Raw genomic sequence first — 25,269 nt, forward strand, 5'->3', positions numbered from 1 at the left:
CGGCGCTGGCCATCGGCACACTCGCGTGAGTCATTCTTCTTGCGCCAGCCGCACGAGGATGTCGGCTAGGGCACGAATCTTCGGCTGAGCCGCACGTTGAGATGGATATACCAGAAAGTACGACGCACTGTTTTGCACCACCTCGCGAAACGGCGTCATCAGCGAACCTGCTGCGAGTCGTTCTTTTGCCATGCGTGGATCGCCGATTGCAATCCCGTGGCCTTCTGCCGCGGCGGTGAGCGTCAACTCGAGGGTATCGAATACAAGCCCGCGCCGGGCATTGATTTGCGTCGCCCCGACGCCATCAACCCAACAACACCATTCCGCATAACCCGGTCCGGGATGTAGCAGGGTGGCATCCGCAAGATCGGCTACCGATTTGAGTGACGCAGCCAACGCGGGTGCGCACATGGGCGTGAGCGTCTCGACAAACAGCGGTACCGCTTCAACGCCCACCCACTGTCCGGTGCCACGCACGACAATGGCGTCGACATCCGGCGCGGTGAAATCCGGCATGTCGTCAGCGGATGTCGAGATGCGCAGTTCAGTGCCGCCCAGCGCATTGTTGATGTCTGCCAGCCGTGGCAGCAACCAGCGAATTGAAAACGTGGACGGTAATCGCACCGTGATCACCGGCGCCGCGTCATGCTGAATATCAGCATGCTGAACGAGTTGCGTCAGCACGTGGACCGCCACCGCAAGCAGCGTGTCTCCTTCGGCTGTCAACGCGAGGCCCGATGCGTGGCGCACGAACAGAGCACATTGATAATGCGCTTCCAGTTGCTGGATCTGGCGGCTGACCGCTCCCTGAGTGCGGCACAGATGATCTGCGGCCTTGCTGACACTGCCGAGATATGCCGCAGCGACGAACGCCTGAAACCCGGTTAGCGTTGGTAGCAGGCGAGTCAGATCGGCCAAGGGGTATGTTCCGGTCGCATACCCGGCTTGCGGATTATTCGATTGTTCGGTCATCTGTGCGTCGCTATCGTGTTTCAACCGGGTGCATGCTCGTTTGACCGGGCAGCGTCTTTAACGAATTATCGGAGGTTACTGTGGTGTCGTCGCCTGAATTACTCTATACGCAGCAGGTTCGCGCTTACCTCAAAGCGCTGGAGCGCGGCGACGTCGCCGCGATCTGCGCACTGTTTGCACCGGACGCACAGATTTTCTCGCCGTTTCTCGGCTGGATGCAAGCTGCCCCGTTCTTTGCCAAAGTCAGCGAGGCGTCGGGAGAGAGCAAGATTACGCCTATCGACATCTGTGTCAGCACAGCGGGCGCCAGGCGTGCGACGGGTTACTTCATCTACGATTGGGTGCTGAAAGACGGTTCCGCCGTGCGCTTCGAGTGCGTCGATGTGTTCGAGTTCGACGCAAACGGGCTGGTCGAGCGCATGATAATTGTGTACGACACTTATCCGATCCGCAGCACCGTCGGCGATAAGTACGCGTAGTGTGGACCGCGCATGCGCAGAGTTGATTGAACAGTGCCGCGCTGGGTTGGACATGTGTTGCGCTGTTCCGGCTGCGCACAGGTCGAGGTCACCTACAATTACGTGCCGCAACCGCCATTGCCCCAGGTGCCGGGCGAGCGCCGCACACCGGTGGCTCGAGGCGTGTCAGGCCGATCTGCTGCCCGCGGAGTATCCAAGTCGTCTTTACGCTGCCCGCCGCGATCAGTGCGATTGCCTGGTACAACAAGCTGGTGATTTGCGGCCTGCTGTTCGATGTCGCCGCCGAAACCCTGCGCACTATCGCCGCCGATCCGGGGCGTCTGGGCGCACAGATCGGTGCCTAGCTCGTGCTGCACACGTGGGGCTCGGCACTGACGCACTATCCACACTTGCATGGCATCGTCCCTGGCGGGGGCCTGCCGCACTATACCCACCGCGTCGCCATCTCCAACCAGCGGCTCCTCGCGCTCGTGCGCGACGTGGCTAACGTACGTTGGGGTGAATCCTGAGTCCACCCCGATTCAAGCAGCGATCAAACGCGGGATAACCCCTAAGGCGCACGCCGATGACCGTCTTGCCCATCCTGTCACGGTTTCTTCCTTCACCTTAACAAGATCGTTAGCTCGGAGATAACGAATTCCCGTCGGGCGTAATTGAACCGATGTCGCTCGCACCATAGACTCGATTCAAGTTTCCAGCGAGAGTGGTATGTCCAATCAAAGTCCGTCCCATTCCGGCTCGGCCACCCGTCTCGCGGAAAAACATCGCCGACTGCCGCCCATCGGTTCGATCACGGATGAGGTGGTATTGCCGATCGACTGAATCGTAGGTGTCGTTCGAAACCTGATTTCTCCGGGCGATATGGGAGTTCGCCAGATCACAAAACGCCGGCGAATTCTTGCTACTACAGCCTACCTGGCCTTCTCTAACGCCGCCTCGCCAGTGTCTGCTTCGGGTCACCCGTAGCAGACATATGGAAGTTGAAATTCGTCGCCGAAAAGCGGACACGTGTCGGCAGCTTCGGCCATTATCGCGAACGCCAACCCAGGAAAGCGACAGTAGTGAGCACATGGATACGTTGCATTTCTCGTATCCGTAGGCAAGGTTCCGCGCTTGCTCCGGACGCGCATCGCGCGTGCGGTCATCCAGTGAGTAACGAGAATATAGGAGATATAAGATGCACAGGTCAGCATGGGTAAAGGCTTCGGTCGTAAGCGCGGTGTTTGCGCTGGCCGGTTGTGGCGGCAATGATAACGTGGGAACAGGACCACACTTTGTCGCCGACATTGCGGTACCGAACGTGAAAGCAGGGGGCAACTTTTCGTTCGATATCGGCATCACGAACGGCAACCGCTACTATTTCACCGATCGCAATAACGCCGCTCTGGACGTGATAGACATTCCGACCAAGACCTTTGTCAAGTCGATCCAGGGCAGCGGGAATCTCGCCTTCGCAGGTCTTGGGTCGGGCTCGAATTCGACGTCCGGGCCCGATGGCGCAACGCCGGTCGGCAGCCTCATCTATACCGGTGACGTCAACTCCGTGAAAATCGTCGATCCTGCTGCGGGCGCCGTGCTCACCAACATCCCTGTCAGCGCCACCGGCGTGCGGGCGGACGAGGGTTGTCTCGACTCGACGCACGGCATCTTCATGATCTCCAGTCCCGAAGAGCCGACGCCATTCGCGACGTTCATCAGCACAACCACTCAAAGTGTGATCGCGAAAGTCACCTTCACGGACGCGGCCGGTCAACCCACTGCGGGGCTGGAGGCGTGCGTGTACGACGCGGCAAGCGACAACTTCTATGTCAACGTCGATGGAAGCACTGCAAATCCGCATGGCGAACTGGTCAAGCTGCCGGGCGCAGCGATTCGCGCGATACCGTCTGGGACGACGCAGAATTACACGGCCCTTTCGGGTGTAGCGATGTACCCGGAAGGCAATTGCGATCCGACCGGTCTTGCGCTAGGGCCGGGCACCGACATCGCCGTTGGGTGCCGCGAGGCGACTACAGGCTCGCCACTGTTGATGCAAATCTTCAACCGGGCAAGCGGCGCGCTCGTCGCTTCACTTAACGCGGGCGGCGGCGATCAACTCGAATACGACGCCGCGACGAACCGATACTACAACGCGACAAGCCGGTGGACTGCATCGGGCAACGCTTCAGCGAACGGAACGTGCACCGCGGCGTCGCCGTGCAAACCGATGCTCACGATCGTCGACGCTGGCTCGCGCAGCGTTACGGCGCGGCTGAACACCGGCAACAATGCGCATTCGGTCGCGATTGATCCCGCAACTGGGCTCGTCTTTGTTCCCTACTCTTCTGCCACCCTGCCGGCTGGTTGTCCTGACTGCGCATCGAACGGGTTTGTCAACGGAGGGGTATCGGTGTTTGCCGCCCGATAGCAGCACGGCGAGCGGGCGATCGATATAGCCGGGGCTGGAGCGCTAACAGGCGCCCAGATCCCGGCCACCTGAGGTCGCCCAGAACGCAGTGTGCGTCGGCGGCTCAAGCCAGGCTGCAGCGGCGGGAGTCGGGGCCTTTTGAGCGTGGCGTCGCTCGACGATGCGGGCCGTGGTTCTGCATGAGCGCCGACGACAGTTTCGCGCAATCCCCGGGCTTGTTCGGACATGGCGTGCGCGGCAGCCGCCGCCTCCTCTACAAGCGCGGCATTCTGTTGGGGAAAACCTGGCGCCGCAGCAACGGCCCCGAACAGATCAAGCTGTTGCTGGAGGGCATTGCCGTCAAGGACGGCGAACCGGACGATCGACCGGTTCAGCAGAGACTCGCCGCTTGACGTCGTTGGCCATCAACTGCCCGTACACCACTCTTGACGTTATCTCTGAAGCGGACAGTGTGGGCTTTTCAACTGAGGTAAATATCTGCCACCCTGGTTAATTGATCTGCGGAGGCGCGCAGGTTACGGTGCGAACGCGAAGAACAAGGACGCGAGCCGTATCGAAGAGCGTGGCATGACATACGGCGAAGATTGTCCGAGGAAACACCCACATGAAGCCATTCGGAGGAGAGAACTTGCCCGACATCGAATCAATGACGCGAGAGAGCCGCGTTTTCAACGTACCCGATGCGTTTTCAAAGGGGGCGACAATCCCAGGTATGGAACATTACGACGCGCTCTGCGCCGAAGCCGAACGGGATTATGAAGGATTCTGGGCCCGCCTTGCCCGGGCCAATCTGTTGTGGTCGAAGCAGTTCACCGAAGTCCTTGATGAAAGCAACGCACCGTTATATCGATGGTTTGGGGACGGCCAGCTCAATGCGTCATACAACTGTCTGGACCGCAACCTCCACAATGGGAACGGCGACAAGTTGGCCATCCTGTTCGAGGCCGATGACGGGACCCTGACGAGCGTCACGTACCGTGAGTTGCATGCCAGAGTCTGCCGCTTCGCGAACGCGCTCAAGGACCTTGGCGTCGCCAGGGGTGATCGTGTCGTCATCTATCTGCCGATGTCGATCGAAGGTGTAGTGGCGATGCAGGCTTGCGCGCGGATCGGAGCGACGCATTCGGTGGTATTCGGTGGCTTTTCCGCGAAGGCGCTGCAGGAGCGCGTCGCGGATCTCGGTGCAGTAGCGCTTGTCACGGCAGATGAACAGATGCGGGCGGGGAAAGCACTCCCGCTTAAGGCGATTGCGGATGAGGCGATCGAACTGGGAGGTTGCGAATCCGTGCGTCACATGATCGTCTACCGGCGAACGGGCGGCAGGATCAGGTGGACAGAAAATCGTGACCGCTGGATGCACGAAATTTCGGCAGACCAGTCCGATATTTGCGACGCCGAACCGGTAGACGCCGAACACCCTCTCTTTGTCCTGTACACCTCCGGATCCACCGGGCGGCCCAAGGGTGTGCAGCACAGCACGGCCGGCTACCTTCTGTGGGCGATGCTCACGATGAAATGGACGTTCGACATCAAGGTCGACGACGTGTTCTGGTGTACCGCAGATATCGGCTGGATCACAGGGCATACTTATATCGCGTACGGGCCGCTCGCAGCGGGCGCGACGCAAGTGATGTTCGAAGGCGTGCCAACTTACCCGGACGCGGGTCGCTTCTGGGACATGATCGCGCGCCACAAGGTAAGCGTTTTCTATACCGCGCCCACAGCTATCCGGTCACTGATCAAGGCGGCGGAAGCGAATGCTGAAATTCATCCTGCGGGCTATAACCTCTCGAGCTTGAGACTACTGGGCACCGTTGGCGAACCGATCAGCCCTGATACGTGGATGTGGTACTACCATCACGTCGGTGGGGACCGCTGCCCGATTGTCGATACATTCTGGCAGACCGAAACGGGGGGGCACATGATTGCGCCTTTGCCGGGCGCCACCCCGCTCGTCCCAGGTTCGTGCACGCTTCCGTTGCCGGGCATCATGGCGTCGGTCGTCGATGAAACCGGGCAGGCGTTGCCCAACGGCAGCGGCGGCCTCCTCGCCATCAAGCGCCCATGGCCATCGATGATCCGAACGATCTGGGCTGATGCCGAACGGTTCAGGCAGAGTTATTTCCCGGCGGAACTCGGAGGGGACGTGTATCTCGCCGGGGATGGGGCGATCCGCGACAAGGACAGCGGATATTTCACCATCACAGGACGCATCGACGACGTGCTCAACGTCTCCGGCCACCGGATGGGTACGATGGAAATCGAGTCCGCACTGGTCGCTCACCCTATGGTCGCGGAGGCGGCCGTGGTGGGGCGCTCTGACGAAGTGACCGGGGAAGCCATCTGCGCCTTCGTGGTACTCAAGCTTGAGTGCCCGTCCGGCGCGCAAGCCCGGCAGCTCGCCGCGGAATTGCGTAAGTGGGTTGGCACGGAGATCGGACCCATTGCCAAACCGAAGGACATCCGGTTCGGCGACAACTTGCCTAAGACGCGCTCGGGAAAGATCATGAGACGATTACTGCGTTCCTTGGCAAAAGGCGAAAAGATCACGCAGGATGTCTCGACTCTCGAGAATCCGTCCATTCTGGACCAACTGGGCGAGGCGTTCTAGTGAATGCGGGATTAACGCTATATGTCAGAAGCGGAGACGAGCCGATAATCGTCGAATCAGATCATTTAACAGTTCAAGATGCGCGACCGAATCGACGACGAAATCACCTTTCGCAAGCTGGAAGTGCTGCTCGCATTTATGGACACCGGCAATCTGTCGAAGGCAGCGGAGGCGCTGAATGTGAGCACGGTCAGCGTGCACCGGGCGCTGCATTCGCTCGAACAAGGCGTGCGGTGTTCGCTGTTCCGGCACGAGGGCCGTAACCTGAAGTCGACGGAAGCCGCGCAGATGCTTGCCGATGTAGCACAGGAGGTGATCACGCTGATGTCCGATGGCATTCGCGCGACGCGTGAGGCCGCGGGTTACTCGTCGCATCGTCTGAAGATTGGCTCCCTGTACTCGCTGACCATCAAGACCGTGCCCGGCATCGTCATCGATATCAAGGTGCGGCGGCCGACGCTTCAGGTCGAGCTCGTGCTTGGACCGAATGCCGAACTGTTGGAGAAGTTGAAGCTGGGCGTCATCGATGCCGCCCTGATGGCGGTGCCCGACGCCGAGCCCGAAGTGGAATCCATTCCGCTGTTCGAAGATGACATCTTTTTCGCAGCGCCCGCCGGATCGCCTTACGCTAATCAGCAAGCCGTCGATTTGAGAGACTGTCGCGACGAGACATTCGTTTCACTGGGCGAGGGCTTTGTGACGTATCGCGGCTTTCTGGAGGCGTTTCGCGTCGCGGACTTCACGCCGAACGTCACCATGAGAGTCGGCGATATATTTTCGCTGATGAACCTTGTGAGCGGCGGGGTCGGTTATACGCTTTTGCCGGGGCGTGTACGCGGTGTATTCGGCGACAAGGTGCAATTCATTCCGCTGCAGCCGCGATACCTGATGCGCCAGACCATTGGCGTGAGCTTCCTGCGTGCACGCGAACGGGATCCGAACCTGCTCGCGCTCATGGCCGTCTGCCGTCTTCGCACGAGAAGCGTCGACTGACCGCCACTCCTCAGGCTGCCATTACTGGCGCGCCTGTTCCCGCTCAATGAGCGTGCCAAGGTCCGGAAGTGAGGTCGCGCTGCATACCGCGATCCCCCCCGTGAAAATCGCGCTGCTCAGCCGGGTCAGCATGCTGGATGGCGGCATCTCGATCGCGAGGCGCGCGCCTCGTTCCCATGCGAGCCTCACTGTATCGTCCCAGCGCACCTGCCGCGCCATATTGCCGGCAAGATCGGCCGCGATGCGCGGGCCATCGAAAAGTGGGCGTGCAATGCTGCTGCTCAGATACAGAAGGCGAGGCGCGTGCACGGAGACCTGGCCGAAGGCATCGGCGAGCGCAGTCGCGGACGCGTCGAGCAAGGCGCAATGCGAAGGGACCGCCACGTCGAGACGCTCATAGCGTTGCGCCCCGTGCTCACCCGCAAGTGTTGCAAGGCGTTGCATGGCGGCATCGCTGCCCGCGACCACCATCTGCGTCTGGGCGTTGATGTTTGCCAGAAAGACCGGCATGGCCGGGCTGTTCACTTCCGCGATCAATCGTTCGAGCGCGCGCTGCGTCATGCCGACGATCGCGGTCATGCCGTAGCCGCGCGGGAAGGCTCGTTCCATCAACTGGCCGCGCAATGCGACGAGCCTGACGGCGTCGGCGTAGCGCAGAGCGCCTGCGATCACGGCGGCTGGATAGGCGCCGATCGAAAGGCCCGTGACCATATCGGGTTTGTGGCCGAAGGCGCTGATGACGCGCGCCTGGGCGACGCCCGCGATCAGCAGGCAAAGTTGGACCGCGACGGTGGAGCGCAGCGAGTTCGTGTCGTCAAGCGACAGGGCGTCGTAGCCCAGCGCGTCGCTGGCTTCTTCGAGTGCGTGAGCAACCTCGGCGTGATCCGGCAACGCGTGCAGCATGCCGCTGCGCTGCGCGCCCTGGCCAGGGAACGTGAATAGCACGCTCACGATGCACCGGCGGCCCACGGGTCCGCTACCAGCAGGAGATCGTGCGGCAGGAGCAGGCCGTCGATGGTTTCAGGGATGGACAAGCGATTCTCCTTCACGCCGCACATGCAGGGTTTAGTGTTTTAGGTGCCCATCAACGCTTTCGTCGCGAAGAACAGGACTGACGGTCCGAGCAGGCAGCCGACGCCCGTGTGAAACGTTGCGATCAGCGCGCCGTAGGGGACGAGGCGCCGGTCGGTCGCGGCGAGCCCCGCGCTCACGCCGCTGACGGTACCCGCCAGTCCGCCAAAAATCATCGCGGAGCGCGGCGTCTTCAGTCCCATGAAGCCAGCTGCGAGCGGCGTGCCGATCATCACGATGATCGCCTTGATCAATCCTGCGGCGATGCTGAGCGCCATCACGTCGGAACTGGCACCGATTGCGGCTCCCGTCACCGGCCCCACGATGTAGGTGACCGCTCCCGCACCGATGGTGGTCATACTGACCGCGTCGGTGTAGCCGAATGCGTGAGCGATGCTCGCGCCGACGATGAATGGCAACACGGTTCCGAGCAGCAGCGACACTACGCCGATGAGCCCGGCCTTGCGCGCCTCGGTGGCCTGCACCTCGAACGCTGTCGCGACGATGGCGAAGTCCCGCAGCATCGCTCCACCCATCAGGCCAACGCCGGTGAAGAGCGGTAGGTCGGCGAGACCTTTTTGTCCTCCGGTGAATACACCGCCAACATAGGCCAGCGCGAGACCGATCACAATGGCGATGGCCGAGCCGTGCACGCGCCCGAACGTCAGCTTGCGCGAAATCAGCGACGACACCCACATGATGAGGCCGACCAGCGCAAACGAGGTAACAAGGCCGTTCTGGATCAGTACTTTATCGAGCATATGCAACATGACGCACTCCTGCTTCAGATTTCTTCAAGTTGCGGAGCGTTCACGAACGACGTGCTGTCGTGACCGGTGCGGGAAAGAACGGCGATGCAGCATGCGCAGAGGGCTGCGGCTCCCAATGCCGAAAGGAGCGCGACTGGACCGCCCTTGAGCGCGGCAACGACGTTCTGGTTGGCGGCCATGGCGACCACCACTGGGATATACATCGCACCCCAGAAGCCCACGCCGGCTTCAGTTTCCTTCGGCAGCAGCCCCTTCTTGTGCAGATAGAGACGCAGGAAAATCAGCAGCAGCATGGCGATACCGACGCCGCCGACATTCGTCTTCACGCCGATCGCGACCCCGAGCAGGTCGCCGAGAAAGAGTCCCGCCAGATGGCAGAACGCGAGCAGTGCAGTTCCATAGATGATCATGTTGCGTCTCCTGTAGTAGCTTTATGGGCTCGAAGTCGGCCGGATTTGTTTGCGCCGCGGGGGCGCATCAACACTGGTATCGCTGCGCGTTCAGCGCCATTGTTCGCGCAGCTTCCGACGCACCTTCACCGAGGCCGCGCGGTGTACGCTGCCGAGCCGACCGCCCAGGCCGCGCGACGGGTCGGCGCGGATGTCATCGAGTGCGGCTTGCAGCGTCTGTTCTACGATGGATTGATCGGCGCCCGTCGGTGCATCGGCGTTGCTCACGCTGAGTAGCTTCCAAAGCAATCCGAGCGAGGCGTAGCTGTCGATGTCATAGGCCATTGGCGGCACGCGGGCCGTGAATGCTTCGAGATCGGCAACCGAGCGCAGCGTGACCCGCGCGGCGGATTCCTTGCCCATCGCGTGAACCATGACCTGTGAATCCGCAAGCGCTACCAGGCGGTTTGCCTGATAGCCATGCGCGAGAAATGCACCCGACATCGCACGCCCCACAATCAGACCGATCACCGGATGGCCGGCGAGGCGCGCGCTCGCGTAGGCATCGGCGGCGCCGGCCAGAGCCTGATGGATGCCATAGGCTTCCTCTCGTCGGCCATACGCCTGGCTCGCGACGTCAATGACCGCGACAATTGCGCGCTTCTCGCGGCGCTTGTCGTCCTGTTGAGCATCGACATCGACCACTTCGCGCACCGCCCGGGCGACCTCCCATGCCTCGACGAGACCGATCTCGCCGCTGCGTGCACGCGGAAAGGGATTCTCGGGGTCCGGCACCACGGCAATAAATCGCGCCGGCTGGTCGCCCAGCCGTGCGTCGGCGACACGCACCGAAGGCCGGTAGTCCGGCTGCAACGGCGTGCTGCAAGTGAGCGCATCCAGCCAGACGGCGCCGCGCTTCGAAAACTCGCCTGTGTTCATGACTGGAACCCCTTGCCGTAGATGGCGACCGCATTTTCCGGGCTGCTCTGCTCGCTCGGATCGATTTCGGAAAGCCGCTGCAGAAAGCCCGCGACACGTTCGCTGCGGCACGCTTCGGGACGGCCCGCGCGGAAGCGTTCGATCACAGCGGTCCGGATCGCATCGGCGTCGTCGCCGACGTACACATCGATCAGACCCGTGCGATACCGTTGTTCGCCACCCGTGAAGCTCCAGATCATCGGACGGTCGCGTGAGTCGAATTCCGCGATCCCCGCTTCCTGCTCGATGACGGCCGGTCCGTTAAGACCGAGGCGCGCTTCGCGGGTCGCGATCAGATAGCTGCACAGGCCGGCTGCGATCGACATGCCGCCATAGCAGCCGATCGGGCCCGCCGTAATCCCGATTACCGGCTGGTAGCGCCGCAAATCGACGATGGCCGCGTGGATCTCCGCGATCGCCGCGAGCCCGAGGTTCGCCTCCTGCAACCGGACGCCGCCGGTTTCGAAGAGAATGACGGCGCGCGTCGGGATGCCGTTGCGGTTATCCTCGGCAGCGAGTTCCAGGCTGCCGGCGATCTTCGCCGCCGACACTTCGCCCATGCTGCCGCCCTGGAAGCTGCCATCGATGCCGAGCACGACGGCGGGCAGTCCGTCGATGGTTCCCCTGCCGACTACGGTGCCGTCGTCGGCCTGGGTCACGATGCCCTGGCGCGCAAGCCATGGCGAACTCACGCGCTCGAATGGATCAAGCAATTCGCTGAAGGTACCTTGGTCGAGCAGCTTCTTCGCGCGGCTGCGCGCATTGAGTTCAATGAAGCTTTCGCGCGCGAGCAGTTCCTGTGCATCCATGTTCTTCACGCTCCACCGGTTTGAGTCAGTGCTTCGAACACCTGCCCGACGCGCATGCGCACAACGCCCGGCGTCGCGCCGAAATCGTTGATTTCGAGCTTTGCGGCAGGCAACGAGCCGTCACTGAAGATGCGCTCGAGCACGGCTTCCCAGACGCGGCTCATGCCATCCACCGAAGTGGTGATGTTCACGACAGTGCGGTTCCCGTCGTTCGTTTCGAGCAGTACTTCGAGGTCCCCGGACGCGACGACGCCTGCAAGTGCGCGGCCTCGGGCGGGGGCGCCCGCCGGGAAATCAAGGACGATGGTTTCCATTTGCTTTCCTATGCCTTCGTCGTGTGAGGGGCTTCGTTTTGAAGCCTGTCGAGAAAGAGGGCGGCGGCGAGCAGATCGGCGGCACCGCCGGGTGACACATGAAGTTCGATGAGCCGCCGGTCCAGTGCCTTCAGGTGACGGCGGCCCGCAAGCATGGCGGCTCCGCCGTGCTCCAGTACGCGTCGTGCTCCGCCTTGCGTCTCGGCGAGGGCGCTGCGTCCGCCTCGTGCGAGCACACAGGTGTCGTCGAGACTCGCCATAACGGCGAGCAACGCGTTCAGCCGGGCTGCCGTTTCACTGTCGCCTCGAAGGCGCGAACTCGCGAGTTCCGGCAACGCAACCTCGACCACGTGCGGAAAGCCTGCCTGCGCCTGACCACGCGCGCCGCCGACGTCATAGTCGAGACACGCCTGCTCGCCCTTGTGACCGGTCAGCGTGGGCGCGTGGCGGTCGGGCAGACGCGCGATCGATCCGGCACGCGAGGTAACGCCATGCGGTGTGAGATCCGTCGGCTCGCGCGCTGCAGCGGTCACGAGCAGCCCGAGCGCCCAGATCGCACCGCGATGGGTGTTGACGCCACCGGTCGCGTGCAGCATCCGGACTTCGCCGTTGCGCCCGATTGCACCGATGCGCTCGCGAAGCGCAAGCATCGGCCGGGTTTCGATGGCCGCGTGAGCCAGTTCCACAAAGGTCGGCTCCAACGCATGGGCCGACGCGCACATCAGGTGCCAGTCGAGGTCGTCGTGCGCGCCGCGGCTGCGAATATCGACGAGACCGGGCTTCGGCGCGAGCGTGACTTCCTCGATGAGTGCCGCGGCCACGTGCCCACCTAGATGTTCGGCGAGCCGGTCCCGCTCGGCGGTTTGCAACTGCGGGACCGTTGCGGGAGCCTTTGCAAAACTGTCGCGCATCACCAGCTCCTGAAGCGAGCGGGTGGGGCGTACAGCCCATCGGACCAGTCGACGAGATCCGCCATGCTCTTTGCGGCCAGCAGCGAGCGATTGGCTTCATTGCGGTGAATGCCGAGATCCTCGGGCAGCGCGACGAAACCATCGCGACGCAGCGCCGCGAGCCTGTCTGCGCTGCTCGTCAGGCCAACCGGCGTGACACCGGCGACAGCGGCGATCATCTCCTTGCGGTGTTCAATGGAGCGGGCCTTGTAGAGGTAGGCGATGCCTTCTTCCGTCAGCACATGGGTGACGTCGTCGCCATAGATCATGACCGGCGCGAGTGGCATGCCGGCTTCGCGGCCCACTTCGACCGCGTCGATTGATTCGACGATGGTCGGCTGCCCGCCCGCCTGGAACGTCTCGACCATCTGGACGACCAGCTTGCGGCCACGTTCGAGCGGGCTGTCGGTTTGCAGCAGATCGAGCCAGGCGGGGGACGCGTGGCGGCGGCCGTGCGGGTCGTGTCCCATGTTCGGTGCGCCGCCGAAGCCGGTCAGCCGACCGTGCGTCACCGTCGATGAATTGCCGAGACCATCCATCTGCAGGGTCGAGCCGATGAACATGTCGACTGCGTATTGCCCCGCGAGCTGGCACAGCGCGCGATTGGAACGCATCGACCCGTCCCGGCCCGTGAAGAAGATGTCCGGGCGTTCCGCGACATAAGCTTCCATGCCCAGTTCGCCGCCAAAGCAGTGCACGCTCTCGACCCAGCCGGTTTCGATTGCCGGAATCAAGGTCGGGTGTGGGTTCAAGGTCCAGTGTTTGCAGATCTTGCCCTTGAGGCCGAGCTTTTCGCCGTAGGTCGGAAGGATCAGTTCGATTGCCGCTGTGTTGAAACCGATGCCGTGATTGAGTGACTGCACCTGATGCCGCTCGTAGATGCCGCGAATCGCCATCATTGCCATCAGCACGTGGATGGGCGTGATGAGACGCGGATCGCGCGTGAAAAGTGGCTCGATGAAAAACGGCTTGTCGGATTGGACGACGTAGTCGATCCACGAACCGGGGATATCCACACGCGGCAGGTCCTTCGGATCGTCGACGATTTCATTGACCTGCGCGATCACGATGCCGTCACGAAACGCGGCGGCTTCGACAAGCGCAGGCGTGTCTTCCGTGCTCGGGCCGGTGTAGAGATTGCCTTGCCGGTCGGCCTTGTAGCCGGCCACGAGTACGACGTTGGGCGTCAGATCAACGTAGAGCCGCGCGTACAGTTCGATGTAGGTATGGATCGCGCCGATTTCGAGAATGCCGTCCTGAAGGAACTGCGAGATGCGCAGGCTTTGCGTACCGGCGTAGGCGAAGTCGAGCTTTCTGGCAATGCCGCGCTCGAAGAGATCCAGATGTTCGGCGCGGCTCACGCTCGGGATGATCAGGTGCAGGCCGTTGACGATGCCCGGATCGACCCTGGCGAGCGCCCGCGACAGAAAATCGGCCTGTTTCTGGTTGTTGCCCTCCACGACAACCCGGTCGCCCGGCGCGATCAGGTTTTGAAGGACGTCGACGATGCGCTCGGTGGGCAATACCACGCCATCCGCGATCGATGCGACGCGCGCGAGGCGGCGATGTTTTTCCGCACGCCGCGTGGCCCAATGGGACGGACTCTGACTGGACATGTGTGCTCTCGCTCTGGACATGAGATGAGTCTATGGAGCGAGGGGTATCGGTTCAATCACGTTCGGGGCGAGTCCGTTATCCCAAGGGTAATGATCTTTCGGGCGGAGCCGCTAGAACCGTGAAAGGACTGGGTGCGAGGGCTTGACCTCGTCACTTAGGGGTTTTCCCGTTCAACGTGAGAGCGCATCGTTTCAGCGTATTCGGGCTGGGCGTCGAATGCCCGGCACCACGCGACGTCTCGACGAAGCGTTCGTCACGCCGCCGAGCCTGCGGCACCTCGAAGAGATGATGGCCGAACGTGGGATTGATGTAGATCATTCGACGGTCCGCCGCTGGGCCATCAAGCTGTTGCCGGTGCTGGAGAAAGCGTTTCGGCGCCGAAACGATCGCCTACGGGAAACACGATCGCGAGCGCGGGCCGATTTCGACGGCCACGGCGGAGTCAGCGGTGAACCAGGCGATCAATGCACGCATGTGCAAGTACCAGCACATGCGCTGGACGCCACGGGGCGCTCATTTGCTAGCCCGGGTGCGATGCGCGGTGATCAATGGCGATCTGGCAACCAGGCTTGCGACGTATCGAGCGCACATCGACGAAGTACCTGAGGACGTGGCCCGTTTACTCGAGTTCATGCAGCGGGCGGCAGAAGCGGAACCTCACGCTTTTTTTCACACCCCGGGGACGACCCTGTGTTCATCGGTTCGGAGAGGCGCTTGACGATCTGCTCAACAACTTTGAAGCGCTCACGTGGGCGACACTAACCGAGATCTGGCGCGTTGGCGTCGTCTGCAATTACAACAATTCTTGGGGCGCGGATGCACGTGATGTCGCGCCTGCGGACGGAGCTCCGGGCTTCGCTGCGGCACGGCGCAGCTTGCGGCGAAGATAGCCGCTGATGCCGGTATAGGCCAACACGGGGACGGTGAGCGCACCTGCGAGCAGCAGAAGTTGGCCGAATAGGCCACCGATCTCGCCCTTGTGCAGCGAATCGGCCCACGCCAGCAGCTTATCTCCGACACTGCTTGTCGCGTACGGCCTGTAGCTCAATACGTTGCCGGTATTCGCATCGAGATACAGATACGTGAACGCGTTGGGATGCGGGAGATTCCGTTCGAGCAAATCGATTTCAATCGAATCGCCCGGCTTTTGCGGGTAATGCAGTAATGCTTCAGAAGGACGGGGAGTCAACGACTGCGCACGTTGCCACGCCGCTTCCATGGACAGCGGCTGCTGACCGGCTGCGATTGCCGTTCTCGGCGCAGGTTCGGGCAGCGGTGAACCCGTTAACGCGTAGATGCCGTTTCGATACCAGTCGAATGCCAGCGGCAATCCGGTGAGCGCGCTTGTGAGAAGGATAAGACCGGAATAGAAACCGATGGTCCTGTGCAGATTGGCCATGCGCGCATGACCGGTTAGACCGGGACTAAGCCTGGCGACGCGGGACAGCGCACGCAGCGTGCGTGGCCACCAGATAACCAGGCCGCCGACCACGAGTACGCACGCAAACACAAGAGAACTGGTGCCCGTGATGAGGCTGCCGCCTTTCATGAATTTAAAGCGATGCAATTGTTCAAGGCGATCGAAAGCGCCCTCGTAGCGGCCCCGTTGCCCCAGCACTCGACCCGTGCAAGGATCCACGTAGACGATTTCCTTGCCGTCCCTGGTGCTGAAACGGAGCAGCGCTGCCGCGTTGCGTCGGCCAAAGACGCGAATGTAGTCGAGTTGGCCGCCTGGATGGGCGAGACGGGCGCTATGCGCCAGCTCGTCGAGTGGAAGGCGCGTGGAACAGGCCGTCACATCAAGCACCTCGCGGTTGATCACCGGATCGAGCTGCGACCGAAAGATCATACCGGCGCCCGTCATTGCCATGAAAGTCGTGACAATCCCGACGCTAAGCCCGGCCCACCGGTGAAAAGGCAGAAGACGTCTACGCAGGATGGCAGTCATGGAAATGTCTCTATCAAAGAGCGCGCGTCACGCGCGAAGTCGTCGCCGGACGTACCATGCGCGCGCAATCTGAAGCGAGCCTGAAAGATTCCTTAACGCCGATTCAGGTACGTCATGCCTGCCGATCCACGTGCGCGATCCACCCAATTGCCATCGCCAAAGCTCTGCTATAGGCTTAATCGACCGCACTCGGCGGCAATGCGACGGAACCGTCCAACATGAAGATCTTGATAGTCGAAGACCAACGCAGGCTCGGTGCGTTTCTGAAGCAGGCCCTCGCGGAACGCGCTTATACCGTCACCTGGGTACCGACCTGCGCCGAGGCTCGTGAAGCGTTGTGCGAAACGAGCTACGACGTGATCGTGCTCGATCTGGGGTTGCCCGACGGAGACGGCCTCGATTTGCTGCGGGAATGGCGCAGCGGTGGCTTTAACGAGCCGGTACTCATTCTCAGCGCGCGCGACGCAGTTCAGGATCGTATCAAAGGGCTCGATGTCGGGGCTGACGACTATTTGCCCAAGCCGTTCAGCATCGAGGAACTGCTCGCGCGCATGCGCTCGCTGCTGCGACGTCAATCGTCGGTGAAGGAAACGGTTCTGCAGCATCAGGGTATCAAGCTCGATCTCCTGAGTCGCACCGTGCATTTGAACGGCAAGCTGATCGATGTGACGAGCCGCGAGTTCGCGTTGCTCGAGATATTCATGCAAAACCCGGGACGCATCCTCACGCGCACCCTCATCTCGGAGAAGATCTGGGAGTCGCACTACGACGTCGACACCAATCTCCTCGATGTGTATATGAGCCGGCTTAGAGCCAAGTTTGAAGCCCCATTGGGCAAGCAGATCTTCAAGACGGTGCGCGGCGTCGGATACCAGCTCTTATGAAGTCAATCGGTGTCCGGCTTGCTGTCTGGTACGTCCTGGCGTCGACGGTAACGTTCGCGTCGTTGTTCCTGACGGGACGTTATTTCATGGAACGGCATGCCATCCGGGCGCTCGATCTGCTCAACGAATCCGAGTTCGAGCAGATCAAAGGCCGGTTGGGACCTATCGATAAACCGCCCACACTGACCGCTATCCAGCAGCGCATGCGCGAAACCACGACAGATGATCTCAATCTCTTTTATATCGAGATTCATCAAGCCGACGGGCAGGTGTTGTTCAGCTCGCACAATCTGCATGGGCGCACGATTTTCACGAAACCAGGCAGGCAAGCCTTCAATGCCAATGTCAACGGGCTCGGCGAACTGCGCGCGGGCGATTTTGTGCTCGGGCCGCTCAACATCGTGATCGCGACGTCGAAGCGCCACGTGCGCGACGTCATGATAGGTTACGAACAGACCTTCTATGGCCTGTTGGCGCTGATGGTCGTGGTCAGCAGCGCGATCGGCTATGGGTTGAGCAGAATGGCGTTGCGTCCGGTTCGGCTCATCGAGGAAACCGCGAACCGTATCCGCTCGGATAACCTCAGCGAACGTATTCCCGTCTCTGGCGCACAAGACGAGATATCAGACCTTGCACGCCTGCTGAACCAGATGTTCGATCGCCTCGAATCTTCATTCGATCAGATTCGCCGCTTTACCGCGGAAGCGTCTCATGAATTGAAGACGCCGCTGACGCTGATCCGACTGCAGGCAGAGAAACTGCTTGTCGAGGGCAATCTGGCGCCCGCACAAGAGCAGGCTGTGCAAGTGCAGATCAAGGAACTCGCCCAGCTCACCCGGATTATCGAGGAACTGCTGTTCCTGTCTCGCGCTGAAGCACGCGCGATCACTCTTGATTTGAAGGTGCAAGATCCCGAGGGTTTCCTGCAAGGGTTCGTTCAGGACGCGCGCGTTTTGGCCGAATATCATGGACGCCGGTTTTTTCATACGCATCACGGCGACGGTTGCGTAGCGTTCGAGCAGAAATGGCTCCGTCAGGTTCTACTCAATCTGTTGACCAATGCGCTCGCCGCCTCGCCCCCTGATGGGCGCATCACGCTGCGTTCATCGTTGCTCGACGGGGTATGGCAAGTGAGCATCGAAGACGAAGGCCCGGGCGTACCCGTTCAACAGCGCGAACACATTTTTGAGCGGTTCGTACGACTCACTCGATCGGGTGCCGAGGATAAGGGCAGCGGACTGGGTCTCGCCATTTGCCGCAGCGTCGTCGAGTTGCATGGCGGGCGGATTATCGCCGAAGCGGGCGCGGGTGGCTGTGGGTTGCGGGTGGTGTTCGAAATTCCGGCTGCGAATTGCGTCGCGAACGCGGAATGACAGGCGCCTCGCCGCGCTTGACGTCAAAAGTCGATCTGATAGCCGGCGTAGTACGAGAATTCGTTGGTACGAGTGACGTTGGTCAACGCACGCCCCGCTGAAAATAGAACGCGGTCATTCTTGCGTAGACCGTAACTCCCGCCGACGTTGAATCCGAGCGAAGCCGGCTCATTCGCGTTGGCCGCGCCCGTGTAGAACAGCTCGCCGCCGAGCTGCAGCTTCTCGTTGATCTGACGCAGCACCGCCCATCCCGCCACCCAATAATTCTTGCCGACGCTGTCCCGATTCAGGACATAACCGCCACCGCCAAAGGTAGTCCACGACCCGATGGACTTTTGCGCCCACAGCGGCAGTACGATGCGGGTGTGCCCATCGCCTAGTCCGCGGATCTCGCTGCCCGTAGGCAGCACCACGCCGGGAGCAAAGCTGACTTGCGGTCGGATGCCGTCCTCAGCTTCAGTCATGAATCGGTATTTCAGCGCGAATTCCGCGTCACCGATGCCCTGATGAAGGCGCTCGCCCATTTGATGCGTAAACGCGAGCGCTAATTTCGCGCTGGCTTGCAGGTTGTTCGCCACACCATAGTTGATTTCGATGCCAGGCAATGCGCCGTCGCTTCGCTCATGTCGAACGGTGCCTTCCACGTCGGCATTGATTTCAACGTGGCGATACTCCACGGGCTCCGGATCGTCGGTGACGAATGGAGGTCCCGCGAACGCGTTGCCGCACGCGAACCACGTCGAACACAGCAGGGCGACGCTTACCAGCAAGCTTGGCCGTTGACTCAACATGCGTGCCGGAAATGGTCGGCGTGGATTGACGCGTGTCGCGCTTCCAACACATGTCCTTGTAGATCCTTTCTTTCGATGATTTATCGATGCAGATGGATTTATATCCATAGGTATACGAAATAATTGATTGGTTCATGGCGCTTTGGAAACGCCATGAATGTGTGGGTATTGGGTCGAACAAATAAACGGCTAGTGACTTATCTCAGTGAATTGCGGCGGACGCCACTTCAACAGAAGGTCTTCAAGGCGGGTAATCAGATATTCGGCCGCGAGCGCCACCACGGCGAGAACGATCATCGCGGCAAATACGCCCGCCGCGTTGAATGCACCCTGCGCGGTGGAGATCAATAGCCCGATGCCTTGCTTGGAGCCGAGAAACTCACCCACCACCGCACCGACCAGCGCGAAACCGAAGCTCACATGCAGACTGGCGAGAATCCAGCTCATGGCGGAAGGCAACACCACGGTGAAGGTCACCTGGCGCTTCGATGCGCCGAGAATATGAGCATTCGCGATGAGATTCCGATCGGCTTCACGCACCCCCTGAAAGGCATTGGCAAAGACGACGAAGAACACCATCACCACTGCGAGGGCCACCTTCGAAGCCATGCCGAGCCCGAGCGCGATGATGAACACAGAGCCCAGGACCACTCGCGGTACCGAGTTGGCGATCTTGATGTACAGACTGAAGACGTCCGCCAACAACTTGTTGCGTCCCAGCGCGATGCCGGCAATGACGCCACCTATGGCGCCGATCAGAAACCCAAGAGCGGTTTCCTCAAGGGTAACCAGAACCTGTACCCAGAGTGGACCTTGCGATGTACCGTCGGTCAGCCACACCCAGATCTGATCGACAATCTGCGACGGCATCGAGAAGAAGAACGGGTCGATCCAGTGCATCCGTCCAGCCAGCTCCCAGCCGCCCAGTGTCACGACCAGTACGACGAGGCGCAGCACATGGACGAGGCTTTTGCGCAAGCGCAGCCTGGTTTGTGCGCCAAGTTCCAGCTGGCGCAGTTCGGTTTCCTGCGCGAAAGATTCAGTCGTTGGGATATTCATGTCAGACCTCGTGACTTTGGGGGCATTCAGATGTGCACTTCATCTTTCAGATCGCTCCAGATTTGACGCGAAAGTTCGATGAATCGCGGCGAGTAGCGCGCCTCGGCGACGACGCGCGGGCGCGGCAGATCGATCTCGTAGGATGTTTTGATGGTGGCCGGCGCCGCGGTCAGCACAAAGACTTTGTCTGCGAGAGCAATCGCTTCTTCGATATCGTGTGTCACGAAGACAACCGACGCGCCATTCGTGCTCCACAGATGCAGCAACTCGTCTTGCATGAGCGCGCGGGTCTGTACGTCGAGCGCGGAGAACGGTTCGTCCATCAACAGGATTTCCGGTTCGTTGATAAACGTTTGCGCCAGTGCAACGCGCTTCCTCATACCGCCCGACAACTGATGCGGGTAGTGGTGTTCAAAGCGTGACAGGCCGACGCGCCGGATCCAGTCCATCGCCTTGTCCTTCGCCCGATCCCTGGACATCCCCCGGTAAAGCGGGCCAGCGCAGACGTTGTCGAGCACGCTCTTCCACGGGAAGACTGCGTCCGCCTGGAAGACGAAGCCAATGCGCGGGTCGATACCTTCTACCGGCCGGCCCAGAACCTTCACCGAGCCCGAACTGGGGCGCGCCAGCCCCGTGATGAGACTGAGCGTCGTGGACTTGCCGCAGCCGGTCGGGCCGACCACCGCGCAAAATTCTCCCTTGCCGACACTCATCGTGAAGTTGCGCAGCGCCATGATCGCCTTGCCCGCGGGACTGATAAATTGCCGGCTGACGCGATCGAGTTCGATAGCTGGAGGGGCATTGACCAATGCACAACCTGATGTGCCGATTGAGTGTAGAGCGAACATAAGCGGATCCCTTATTGTGTCTTTACCGCGGCGACAAACTCGGTGGTGTAGGTCTTCGACAAATCGATCGGATGTCCCTTGACCGTTTTGTCGAATGCGGAGAGCACTTTGAGCACAGTTGCCGGACCCGAATCGGGCATGCGGCCATCCGCAATAAATGAATTCTTGCCTTCGGCCAGTGCCTTGACATACGCGGCGCGGTCGCCGGCGTAATAGTCGGCCGGCATCTTCTGCGTGATCTCTTCGGCGCTATGCGTATGGATGTATTGCAGCGTCTTGACGAAGGCGTTCGCCAGCTTCTGCGCCTGGGCTTTGTGCCCGTCGACCCACTTCGTCTGCATATACAGACTCGCGGCCGGATAGAAGCCGCCAAGCACTTTTTGCGTGCTCTCCGGTGAGCGAAGGTCCACCAGAACCTTGGCCTGACCCGTGTCGACCAGGCGCGAGATCGTCGGCTCGGTGGTCATCCCCGCGTCGATCTTTCCCTGCTGCATGGCGGCGATGAACGTGTTGCCGGCACCCACCGGAAGCGAGGTGATATCGCTCAGTTTGACGCCGTGCGATACCGCAAGGTATTGCGTCAGGAAATTGGTCGACGAACCCAATCCGGTCACGCCGAGCGTCTTGCCCTTGAAGTCGGCTGGCGACTTGATCTGGTCGGCCATTTTCGTCGAAACCAGTTCGACCTCACCCGGTGTGTGACTGAACTGCACGACGGATTCGAGATATTTCCCTTTCGCCTGGATATCGATCGTGTGGTCGTAGAAACCCACCACGCCCTGCACGGCGCCGGCGAGTAGTTCGTTCTCAGCATCGACGCCGGCGGGTTCGTTCAGCAGTTCGACGTCGAGCCCCTGCTCCTTGAAATAACCGAGCCGTTCGGCCAGCCTGGCGGGCAGATAGATCTGCTTCTCCATGCCGCCGACCATCAGTGTGATCTTGTCATCGGCGGCGTGGGCTGCCTGGCTCAGGGTGCTCAGCGCGAGTGCGCTCATCGTCAAGCGCAAAACGAAGTGCTTCATTGATCCGACTCCTTGTCGATTGGGTATGAATAGGCGAAACATGGCGGGGCGATCTGTCGATGCCGCGCGTCGCCGGCGGCCCATCTGCCGCGAGCATGGTTCATTTATATCGACCGACCATAAAATCAGACTGAATCGAACGTGAACGTCCGTTCAGGCTGGGCGCTCGCATCGTTTCGATCGCGTTGAGAATCAGAAGCCTTTGCTTAACGATGCATTCCGTGCAGCCACGATGCGGTGTAGCGGGGTGAGGGTTTTCACCCACAACGATCCCACTACCAACCGGTCTGTACCGACGCTACGATGAACGCGGCTAACGTCCCTGTAGCGTTGGCGCGACTGCCGCTCTTAACTGAATGCCATTTCAGAAATCGTTCACGCTGACTTCAGGTTGGGTACGTAACGTGTCATCCATAGCCACTCCCCGTATGCGTCGCACTGTCCCGATCCCGCCACGCCACCTGCCGGTTCTCCGGTAGCGCGATAGCCGGGCGGCCCAGGGTAGCGGCCCGGCCCGCGGCTATGTCATCCGCCCCAGAGCGGTGTAACCCAAAAATCGGAGACAGTATGAACAGCGCACGACAGCAGCAAGGTTCGACGCAATGGCTCGAGCATTTTTCGCCTGCCCCCTCTCAGCACCGACCGGACAAGCCCGCGAACGAATAGGCGGCGTCGCCGCGCGCAGGCCCGGCCTCGGCGCGGCCCGATCGACTGCCAGGTTCGCCGCTCACAGGAAGGCTGGTGGAAATGGCATAGGCGAAAAAACAAAGTTTTGGGGACACGATGAAACTCAAGCGTCACCGCCTGACAATCGCGGTTCAAGCGACGATAGGGATGATTTCCCTGTCGGCCGGATATTCGACAGCGTACGCAGATGAACAGGGTAATGAGCCTGTAGTCGTGGCACCGGCCGATGCATCGAAATCACGGCCGGCGCAAGACAATCCGGACCAGGCCAGTCCAGCCGGAACCACGGTGGTCAATGAGAAGGGCGCGGTGACGAGCAAGAGTGTGATCTCGCGCGATGCGATGGATTCCGTCAATGCGCAAAACGCCTATGACGCGATCAAGAACGTGCCGGGTGTGGTGGATGCCGATACCAAAGGTGGGGCGACAGACGACCTGCAGATTCGCGGCATTCATCTGAGCTCATCCAGCAGTTATCGGGTCGACGGCGGTTTTGCGCCGTATAGCAACATTCCATTGCTCGAAGATAAGGAGCGCATTGAAGCGCTGAAAGGCGTGGGCGCATTGGTGTACGGGATTGCACCGCCGGCGGGAATCATCGAGATGATCATGAAGCGCGCCACGGATCAGCCGATTGCCTCGTTGTCGCTTTCCCTCAATCAGTTTGGCCAGGCTATCGCCGCGGCCGATGTCGGCCGCAAGTTCGGCGACCGGCAACAATATGGCATTCGTGCAAACCTGTCCGGCGGTGTGTTGCAGAAGGGCGTAGAGGGTGCACACGGAACGCGGGCGTTCGGCGCTTTGGCGCTCGATTGGGCGGCGACCGACCGGCTGAAATTCAAGCTCGATTTCGAGCAATACGATCAGTACGTGATTGAGCAGACGGTGGTGAGCCAGTTGAAACCGGTCCACGGTGTAGTACCGCTGCCGCGCGTGCCGGATCCTACCAGGTTATTGTCGGGCCCGTGGGCCGGCTATCGAACGAGAGGCCTGAACGTTCTGGCAGGTGTGCACTATCAGATTTCCGATAGCTGGAAGGTGCTGGCCGAGACGGGGTACTCCGAAGCAAACCGCGTGAGTCGGCATCTCTCACGGTTCACGAATTACAACCTCGTTACCGGGCAGGGCACCGAAAAGATCACGCTGGTGAATGACCAGAAATACGTGAACAAATATGCGAAAGTCGAGGCACAAAACCGGGAAACGTTCGGCGCTTTTACCAGCACGCTGAACATCGGCGTTGATCGCTACGAGCGCGACTTCAACAATCCGAGCACGACCGTCGTCAACGTGGCGCAAAACCTTTATAACCCCGTGGCGCTACCGGCGCCGGGGCCGGCAGCACCGGTGACTTATGCGCCGCAGCAGAGCAGCGACGTCGGACTGTACGCATACGACAAGCTCGACATGTTCGAACGCTTCCATCTGCTGGGCGGTATGCGGCATACGACTTATCACGCGGAGAGCGCGAAGTCCGGCGGCGAGACTGGCAACACGACCGACGTATGGTCGCCGGCAGTGGGCGCGGTATTCGATCTGACGCCCAAAACGTCTGTCTATGTCAGTTATATGAAGGCGCTTGAAGAAACGGCTCAGGCACCGTTGGGCAGCGCGAATCAATTCCAGATTCTGCCGCCGGCTCGGTCCACGCAGGCCGAGCTGGGCGTGCGAGCAACGAATATCCACGGTCTGTCCGCCACGCTCGCGTATTTCCGGATTGACCGCGCGAATGCAATCGTCGATCCGGTCACCAACATCTTCGGGATTGACGGCACGGTCCGTTTCGAAGGTCTGGAGTCGACTGCAAGTTACGACGTCAACCCCGACTGGACGGTCAACGCGGGATGGCAGGTCATGCACGCGGTGCAGTATTCGGGAGACGACCGGGCGATCAATGGACGCTCGCCGGAGAATACGCCCAAATTTGCCGGCAACGTCGCTGTGAGCTGGCACCCCCGCATGATCTACGGGCTCTCGGTTACTTTGGGAGCGTTGTACACAGGGGTTCGCCCGATCAATCCGCAGGGGCAGGGAACGATCCCGTCCGTCACGCTGTTCTCGCTTGCTGCCGGGTATCGAACCACGATCGCCAATCATCGCGTCAACTTCAATCTGAGCGCTTCCAACCTTCTGAACAAACGCTATTGGAGTTCCGCGGTCAATGGCGACCTGGGTGTAGGCATGGAGCGCATGATCAGAGGCAGCGCGAAGATCTACTTTTAACTGGCTCATCGTGAATCGTGAAGACAGTCGTCATGCGGCTGGTTCGATGGCGGTCCGACCGATCAAGCTGAAGC

24 protein-coding genes and 3 pseudogenes are annotated in these 25,269 nt (G+C 60.8%); 12 read left to right on the top strand and 15 right to left on the bottom strand.

Annotated elements, in window-relative coordinates; all coding sequences use genetic code 11:
* Positions 1 to 30: 30 nt before the first annotated feature.
* Positions 31 to 972, bottom strand: a complete 942-nt coding sequence (locus tag AC3WOG_RS24095) for a LysR substrate-binding domain-containing protein (RefSeq protein WP_492582427.1) — start codon at positions 970 to 972, stop codon at positions 31 to 33.
* Positions 973 to 1,052: 80 nt separating this feature from the next.
* On the opposite strand from AC3WOG_RS24095, the gene AC3WOG_RS24100 reads away from it, so the two are divergent.
* The 7 genes and pseudogenes from AC3WOG_RS24100 (at position 1,053) to AC3WOG_RS24130 (ending at position 7,462) form a co-directional block, all read left to right on the top strand.
* Positions 1,053 to 1,451 carry a nuclear transport factor 2 family protein gene (locus tag AC3WOG_RS24100; protein ID WP_492580420.1) on the top strand — a complete coding sequence of 133 codons (399 nt, stop codon included), beginning with the start codon at positions 1,053 to 1,055 and terminating at the stop codon, positions 1,449 to 1,451.
* Positions 1,452 to 1,503: 52 nt separating this feature from the next.
* Positions 1,504 to 1,584: pseudogene (locus AC3WOG_RS24105) on the top strand (hypothetical protein); the annotation flags it as partial.
* A gap of 214 nt (positions 1,585 to 1,798) precedes the next feature.
* A complete protein-coding gene (locus tag AC3WOG_RS24110) occupies positions 1,799 to 1,960 on the top strand; it encodes a transposase (RefSeq protein ID WP_492580421.1) in 162 nt (53 codons plus the stop codon).
* Between the two features lie 668 nt (positions 1,961 to 2,628).
* Positions 2,629 to 3,858: a hypothetical protein gene (locus AC3WOG_RS24115; protein ID WP_492580422.1), complete on the top strand. Its 1,230-nt coding sequence runs from the start codon at positions 2,629 to 2,631 to the stop codon at positions 3,856 to 3,858.
* A gap of 179 nt (positions 3,859 to 4,037) precedes the next feature.
* The gene (locus tag AC3WOG_RS24120; RefSeq protein ID WP_492582559.1) at positions 4,038 to 4,250 is read left to right on the top strand and encodes a hypothetical protein; all 213 of its coding nucleotides are present in this window, start codon (positions 4,038 to 4,040) and stop codon (positions 4,248 to 4,250) included.
* A 212-nt stretch (positions 4,251 to 4,462) separates the two neighbouring features.
* Complete coding sequence (acs, locus tag AC3WOG_RS24125) at positions 4,463 to 6,469, top strand: acetate--CoA ligase (RefSeq protein WP_492580423.1); 2,007 nt, start codon at positions 4,463 to 4,465, stop codon at positions 6,467 to 6,469.
* 78 nt (positions 6,470 to 6,547) lie between these two features.
* Positions 6,548 to 7,462, top strand: a complete 915-nt coding sequence (locus AC3WOG_RS24130; protein WP_492580424.1) for a LysR family transcriptional regulator — start codon at positions 6,548 to 6,550, stop codon at positions 7,460 to 7,462.
* Between the two features lie 21 nt (positions 7,463 to 7,483).
* On the opposite strand, the gene mdcH is transcribed toward AC3WOG_RS24130, so the two are convergent.
* The 9 genes from mdcH to AC3WOG_RS24175 form a co-directional block, all read right to left on the bottom strand.
* Positions 7,484 to 8,413, bottom strand: coding sequence for a malonate decarboxylase subunit epsilon (gene mdcH / locus AC3WOG_RS24135; RefSeq protein WP_492580425.1), 930 nt, complete (start codon positions 8,411 to 8,413; stop codon positions 7,484 to 7,486).
* A 122-nt stretch (positions 8,414 to 8,535) separates the two neighbouring features.
* A complete protein-coding gene (gene madM / locus AC3WOG_RS24140) occupies positions 8,536 to 9,303 on the bottom strand; it encodes a malonate transporter subunit MadM (RefSeq protein WP_492580426.1) in 768 nt (255 codons plus the stop codon).
* Positions 9,304 to 9,317: 14 nt separating this feature from the next.
* Positions 9,318 to 9,713 carry a malonate transporter subunit MadL gene (madL, locus tag AC3WOG_RS24145; protein WP_429260133.1) on the bottom strand — a complete coding sequence of 132 codons (396 nt, stop codon included), beginning with the start codon at positions 9,711 to 9,713 and terminating at the stop codon, positions 9,318 to 9,320.
* A gap of 90 nt (positions 9,714 to 9,803) precedes the next feature.
* Complete coding sequence (gene mdcE, locus AC3WOG_RS24150; protein ID WP_492580427.1) at positions 9,804 to 10,631, bottom strand: biotin-independent malonate decarboxylase subunit gamma; 828 nt, start codon at positions 10,629 to 10,631, stop codon at positions 9,804 to 9,806.
* A complete protein-coding gene (locus tag AC3WOG_RS24155; protein WP_492580428.1) occupies positions 10,628 to 11,479 on the bottom strand; it encodes a biotin-independent malonate decarboxylase subunit beta in 852 nt (283 codons plus the stop codon). Before AC3WOG_RS24155 ends, mdcE begins: the two co-directional genes overlap by 4 nt.
* A gap of 5 nt (positions 11,480 to 11,484) precedes the next feature.
* Entirely contained in the window at positions 11,485 to 11,793 is a 309-nt protein-coding gene (locus AC3WOG_RS24160) for a malonate decarboxylase subunit delta (RefSeq protein ID WP_429260136.1), read from the bottom strand.
* Between the two features lie 8 nt (positions 11,794 to 11,801).
* Positions 11,802 to 12,704 carry a triphosphoribosyl-dephospho-CoA synthase gene (locus AC3WOG_RS24165; protein WP_492580429.1) on the bottom strand — a complete coding sequence of 301 codons (903 nt, stop codon included), beginning with the start codon at positions 12,702 to 12,704 and terminating at the stop codon, positions 11,802 to 11,804.
* Positions 12,704 to 14,359, bottom strand: a complete 1,656-nt coding sequence (gene mdcA / locus AC3WOG_RS24170) for a malonate decarboxylase subunit alpha (RefSeq protein ID WP_492580430.1) — start codon at positions 14,357 to 14,359, stop codon at positions 12,704 to 12,706. Before mdcA ends, AC3WOG_RS24165 begins: the two co-directional genes overlap by 1 nt.
* 151 nt (positions 14,360 to 14,510) lie before the next feature.
* Positions 14,511 to 14,678 (bottom strand): hypothetical protein, encoded by a 168-nt coding sequence (locus AC3WOG_RS24175; RefSeq protein ID WP_492582560.1) that lies wholly within the window; start codon positions 14,676 to 14,678, stop codon positions 14,511 to 14,513.
* Here AC3WOG_RS24175 and AC3WOG_RS24180 point away from each other — a divergent pair.
* Positions 14,619 to 14,738: pseudogene (locus tag AC3WOG_RS24180) on the top strand (IS6 family transposase); the annotation flags it as partial. The gene AC3WOG_RS24175 and the pseudogene AC3WOG_RS24180 sit on opposite strands and share 60 nt — an antisense overlap.
* Positions 14,734 to 14,949 (top strand): annotated as a pseudogene (locus AC3WOG_RS24185) (ISKra4-like element ISBte2 family transposase); the annotation flags it as partial. The pseudogenes AC3WOG_RS24180 and AC3WOG_RS24185, both read left to right, overlap by 5 nt.
* 204 nt (positions 14,950 to 15,153) lie before the next feature.
* Here the strand turns inward: AC3WOG_RS24185 and AC3WOG_RS24190 are convergent.
* Positions 15,154 to 16,308 (bottom strand): PepSY-associated TM helix domain-containing protein, encoded by a 1,155-nt coding sequence (locus AC3WOG_RS24190; RefSeq protein ID WP_492580431.1) that lies wholly within the window; start codon positions 16,306 to 16,308, stop codon positions 15,154 to 15,156.
* A 218-nt stretch (positions 16,309 to 16,526) separates the two neighbouring features.
* Between AC3WOG_RS24190 and AC3WOG_RS24195 the strand changes: the two genes are divergently transcribed.
* Positions 16,527 to 17,192 (top strand): response regulator transcription factor, encoded by a 666-nt coding sequence (locus AC3WOG_RS24195; protein ID WP_492580432.1) that lies wholly within the window; start codon positions 16,527 to 16,529, stop codon positions 17,190 to 17,192.
* Entirely contained in the window at positions 17,189 to 18,565 is a 1,377-nt protein-coding gene (locus AC3WOG_RS24200) for an ATP-binding protein (protein WP_492580433.1), read from the top strand. The genes AC3WOG_RS24195 and AC3WOG_RS24200 overlap by 4 nt, the downstream gene beginning before the upstream one ends.
* 23 nt (positions 18,566 to 18,588) lie before the next feature.
* On the opposite strand, the gene AC3WOG_RS24205 is transcribed toward AC3WOG_RS24200, so the two are convergent.
* The 4 genes from AC3WOG_RS24205 to AC3WOG_RS24220 all read right to left on the bottom strand — a co-directional run bounded on the left by AC3WOG_RS24205 (position 18,589) and on the right by AC3WOG_RS24220 (position 22,285).
* A complete protein-coding gene (locus tag AC3WOG_RS24205; protein WP_492580434.1) occupies positions 18,589 to 19,464 on the bottom strand; it encodes a transporter family protein in 876 nt (291 codons plus the stop codon).
* Between the two features lie 81 nt (positions 19,465 to 19,545).
* Positions 19,546 to 20,415, bottom strand: a complete 870-nt coding sequence (locus AC3WOG_RS24210) for an ABC transporter permease (RefSeq protein WP_492580435.1) — start codon at positions 20,413 to 20,415, stop codon at positions 19,546 to 19,548.
* A 26-nt stretch (positions 20,416 to 20,441) separates the two neighbouring features.
* Positions 20,442 to 21,263 carry an ABC transporter ATP-binding protein gene (locus AC3WOG_RS24215; RefSeq protein ID WP_492580436.1) on the bottom strand — a complete coding sequence of 274 codons (822 nt, stop codon included), beginning with the start codon at positions 21,261 to 21,263 and terminating at the stop codon, positions 20,442 to 20,444.
* Positions 21,264 to 21,274: 11 nt separating this feature from the next.
* A complete protein-coding gene (locus tag AC3WOG_RS24220) occupies positions 21,275 to 22,285 on the bottom strand; it encodes an ABC transporter substrate-binding protein (RefSeq protein WP_492580437.1) in 1,011 nt (336 codons plus the stop codon).
* Positions 22,286 to 23,068: 783 nt separating this feature from the next.
* Here AC3WOG_RS24220 and AC3WOG_RS24225 point away from each other — a divergent pair.
* Complete coding sequence (locus AC3WOG_RS24225; RefSeq protein WP_492580438.1) at positions 23,069 to 25,195, top strand: TonB-dependent siderophore receptor; 2,127 nt, start codon at positions 23,069 to 23,071, stop codon at positions 25,193 to 25,195.
* The last annotated feature ends 74 nt before the right edge of the window (positions 25,196 to 25,269 follow it).

The organism is Paraburkholderia sp. FW306-02-B (assembly GCF_058782725.1).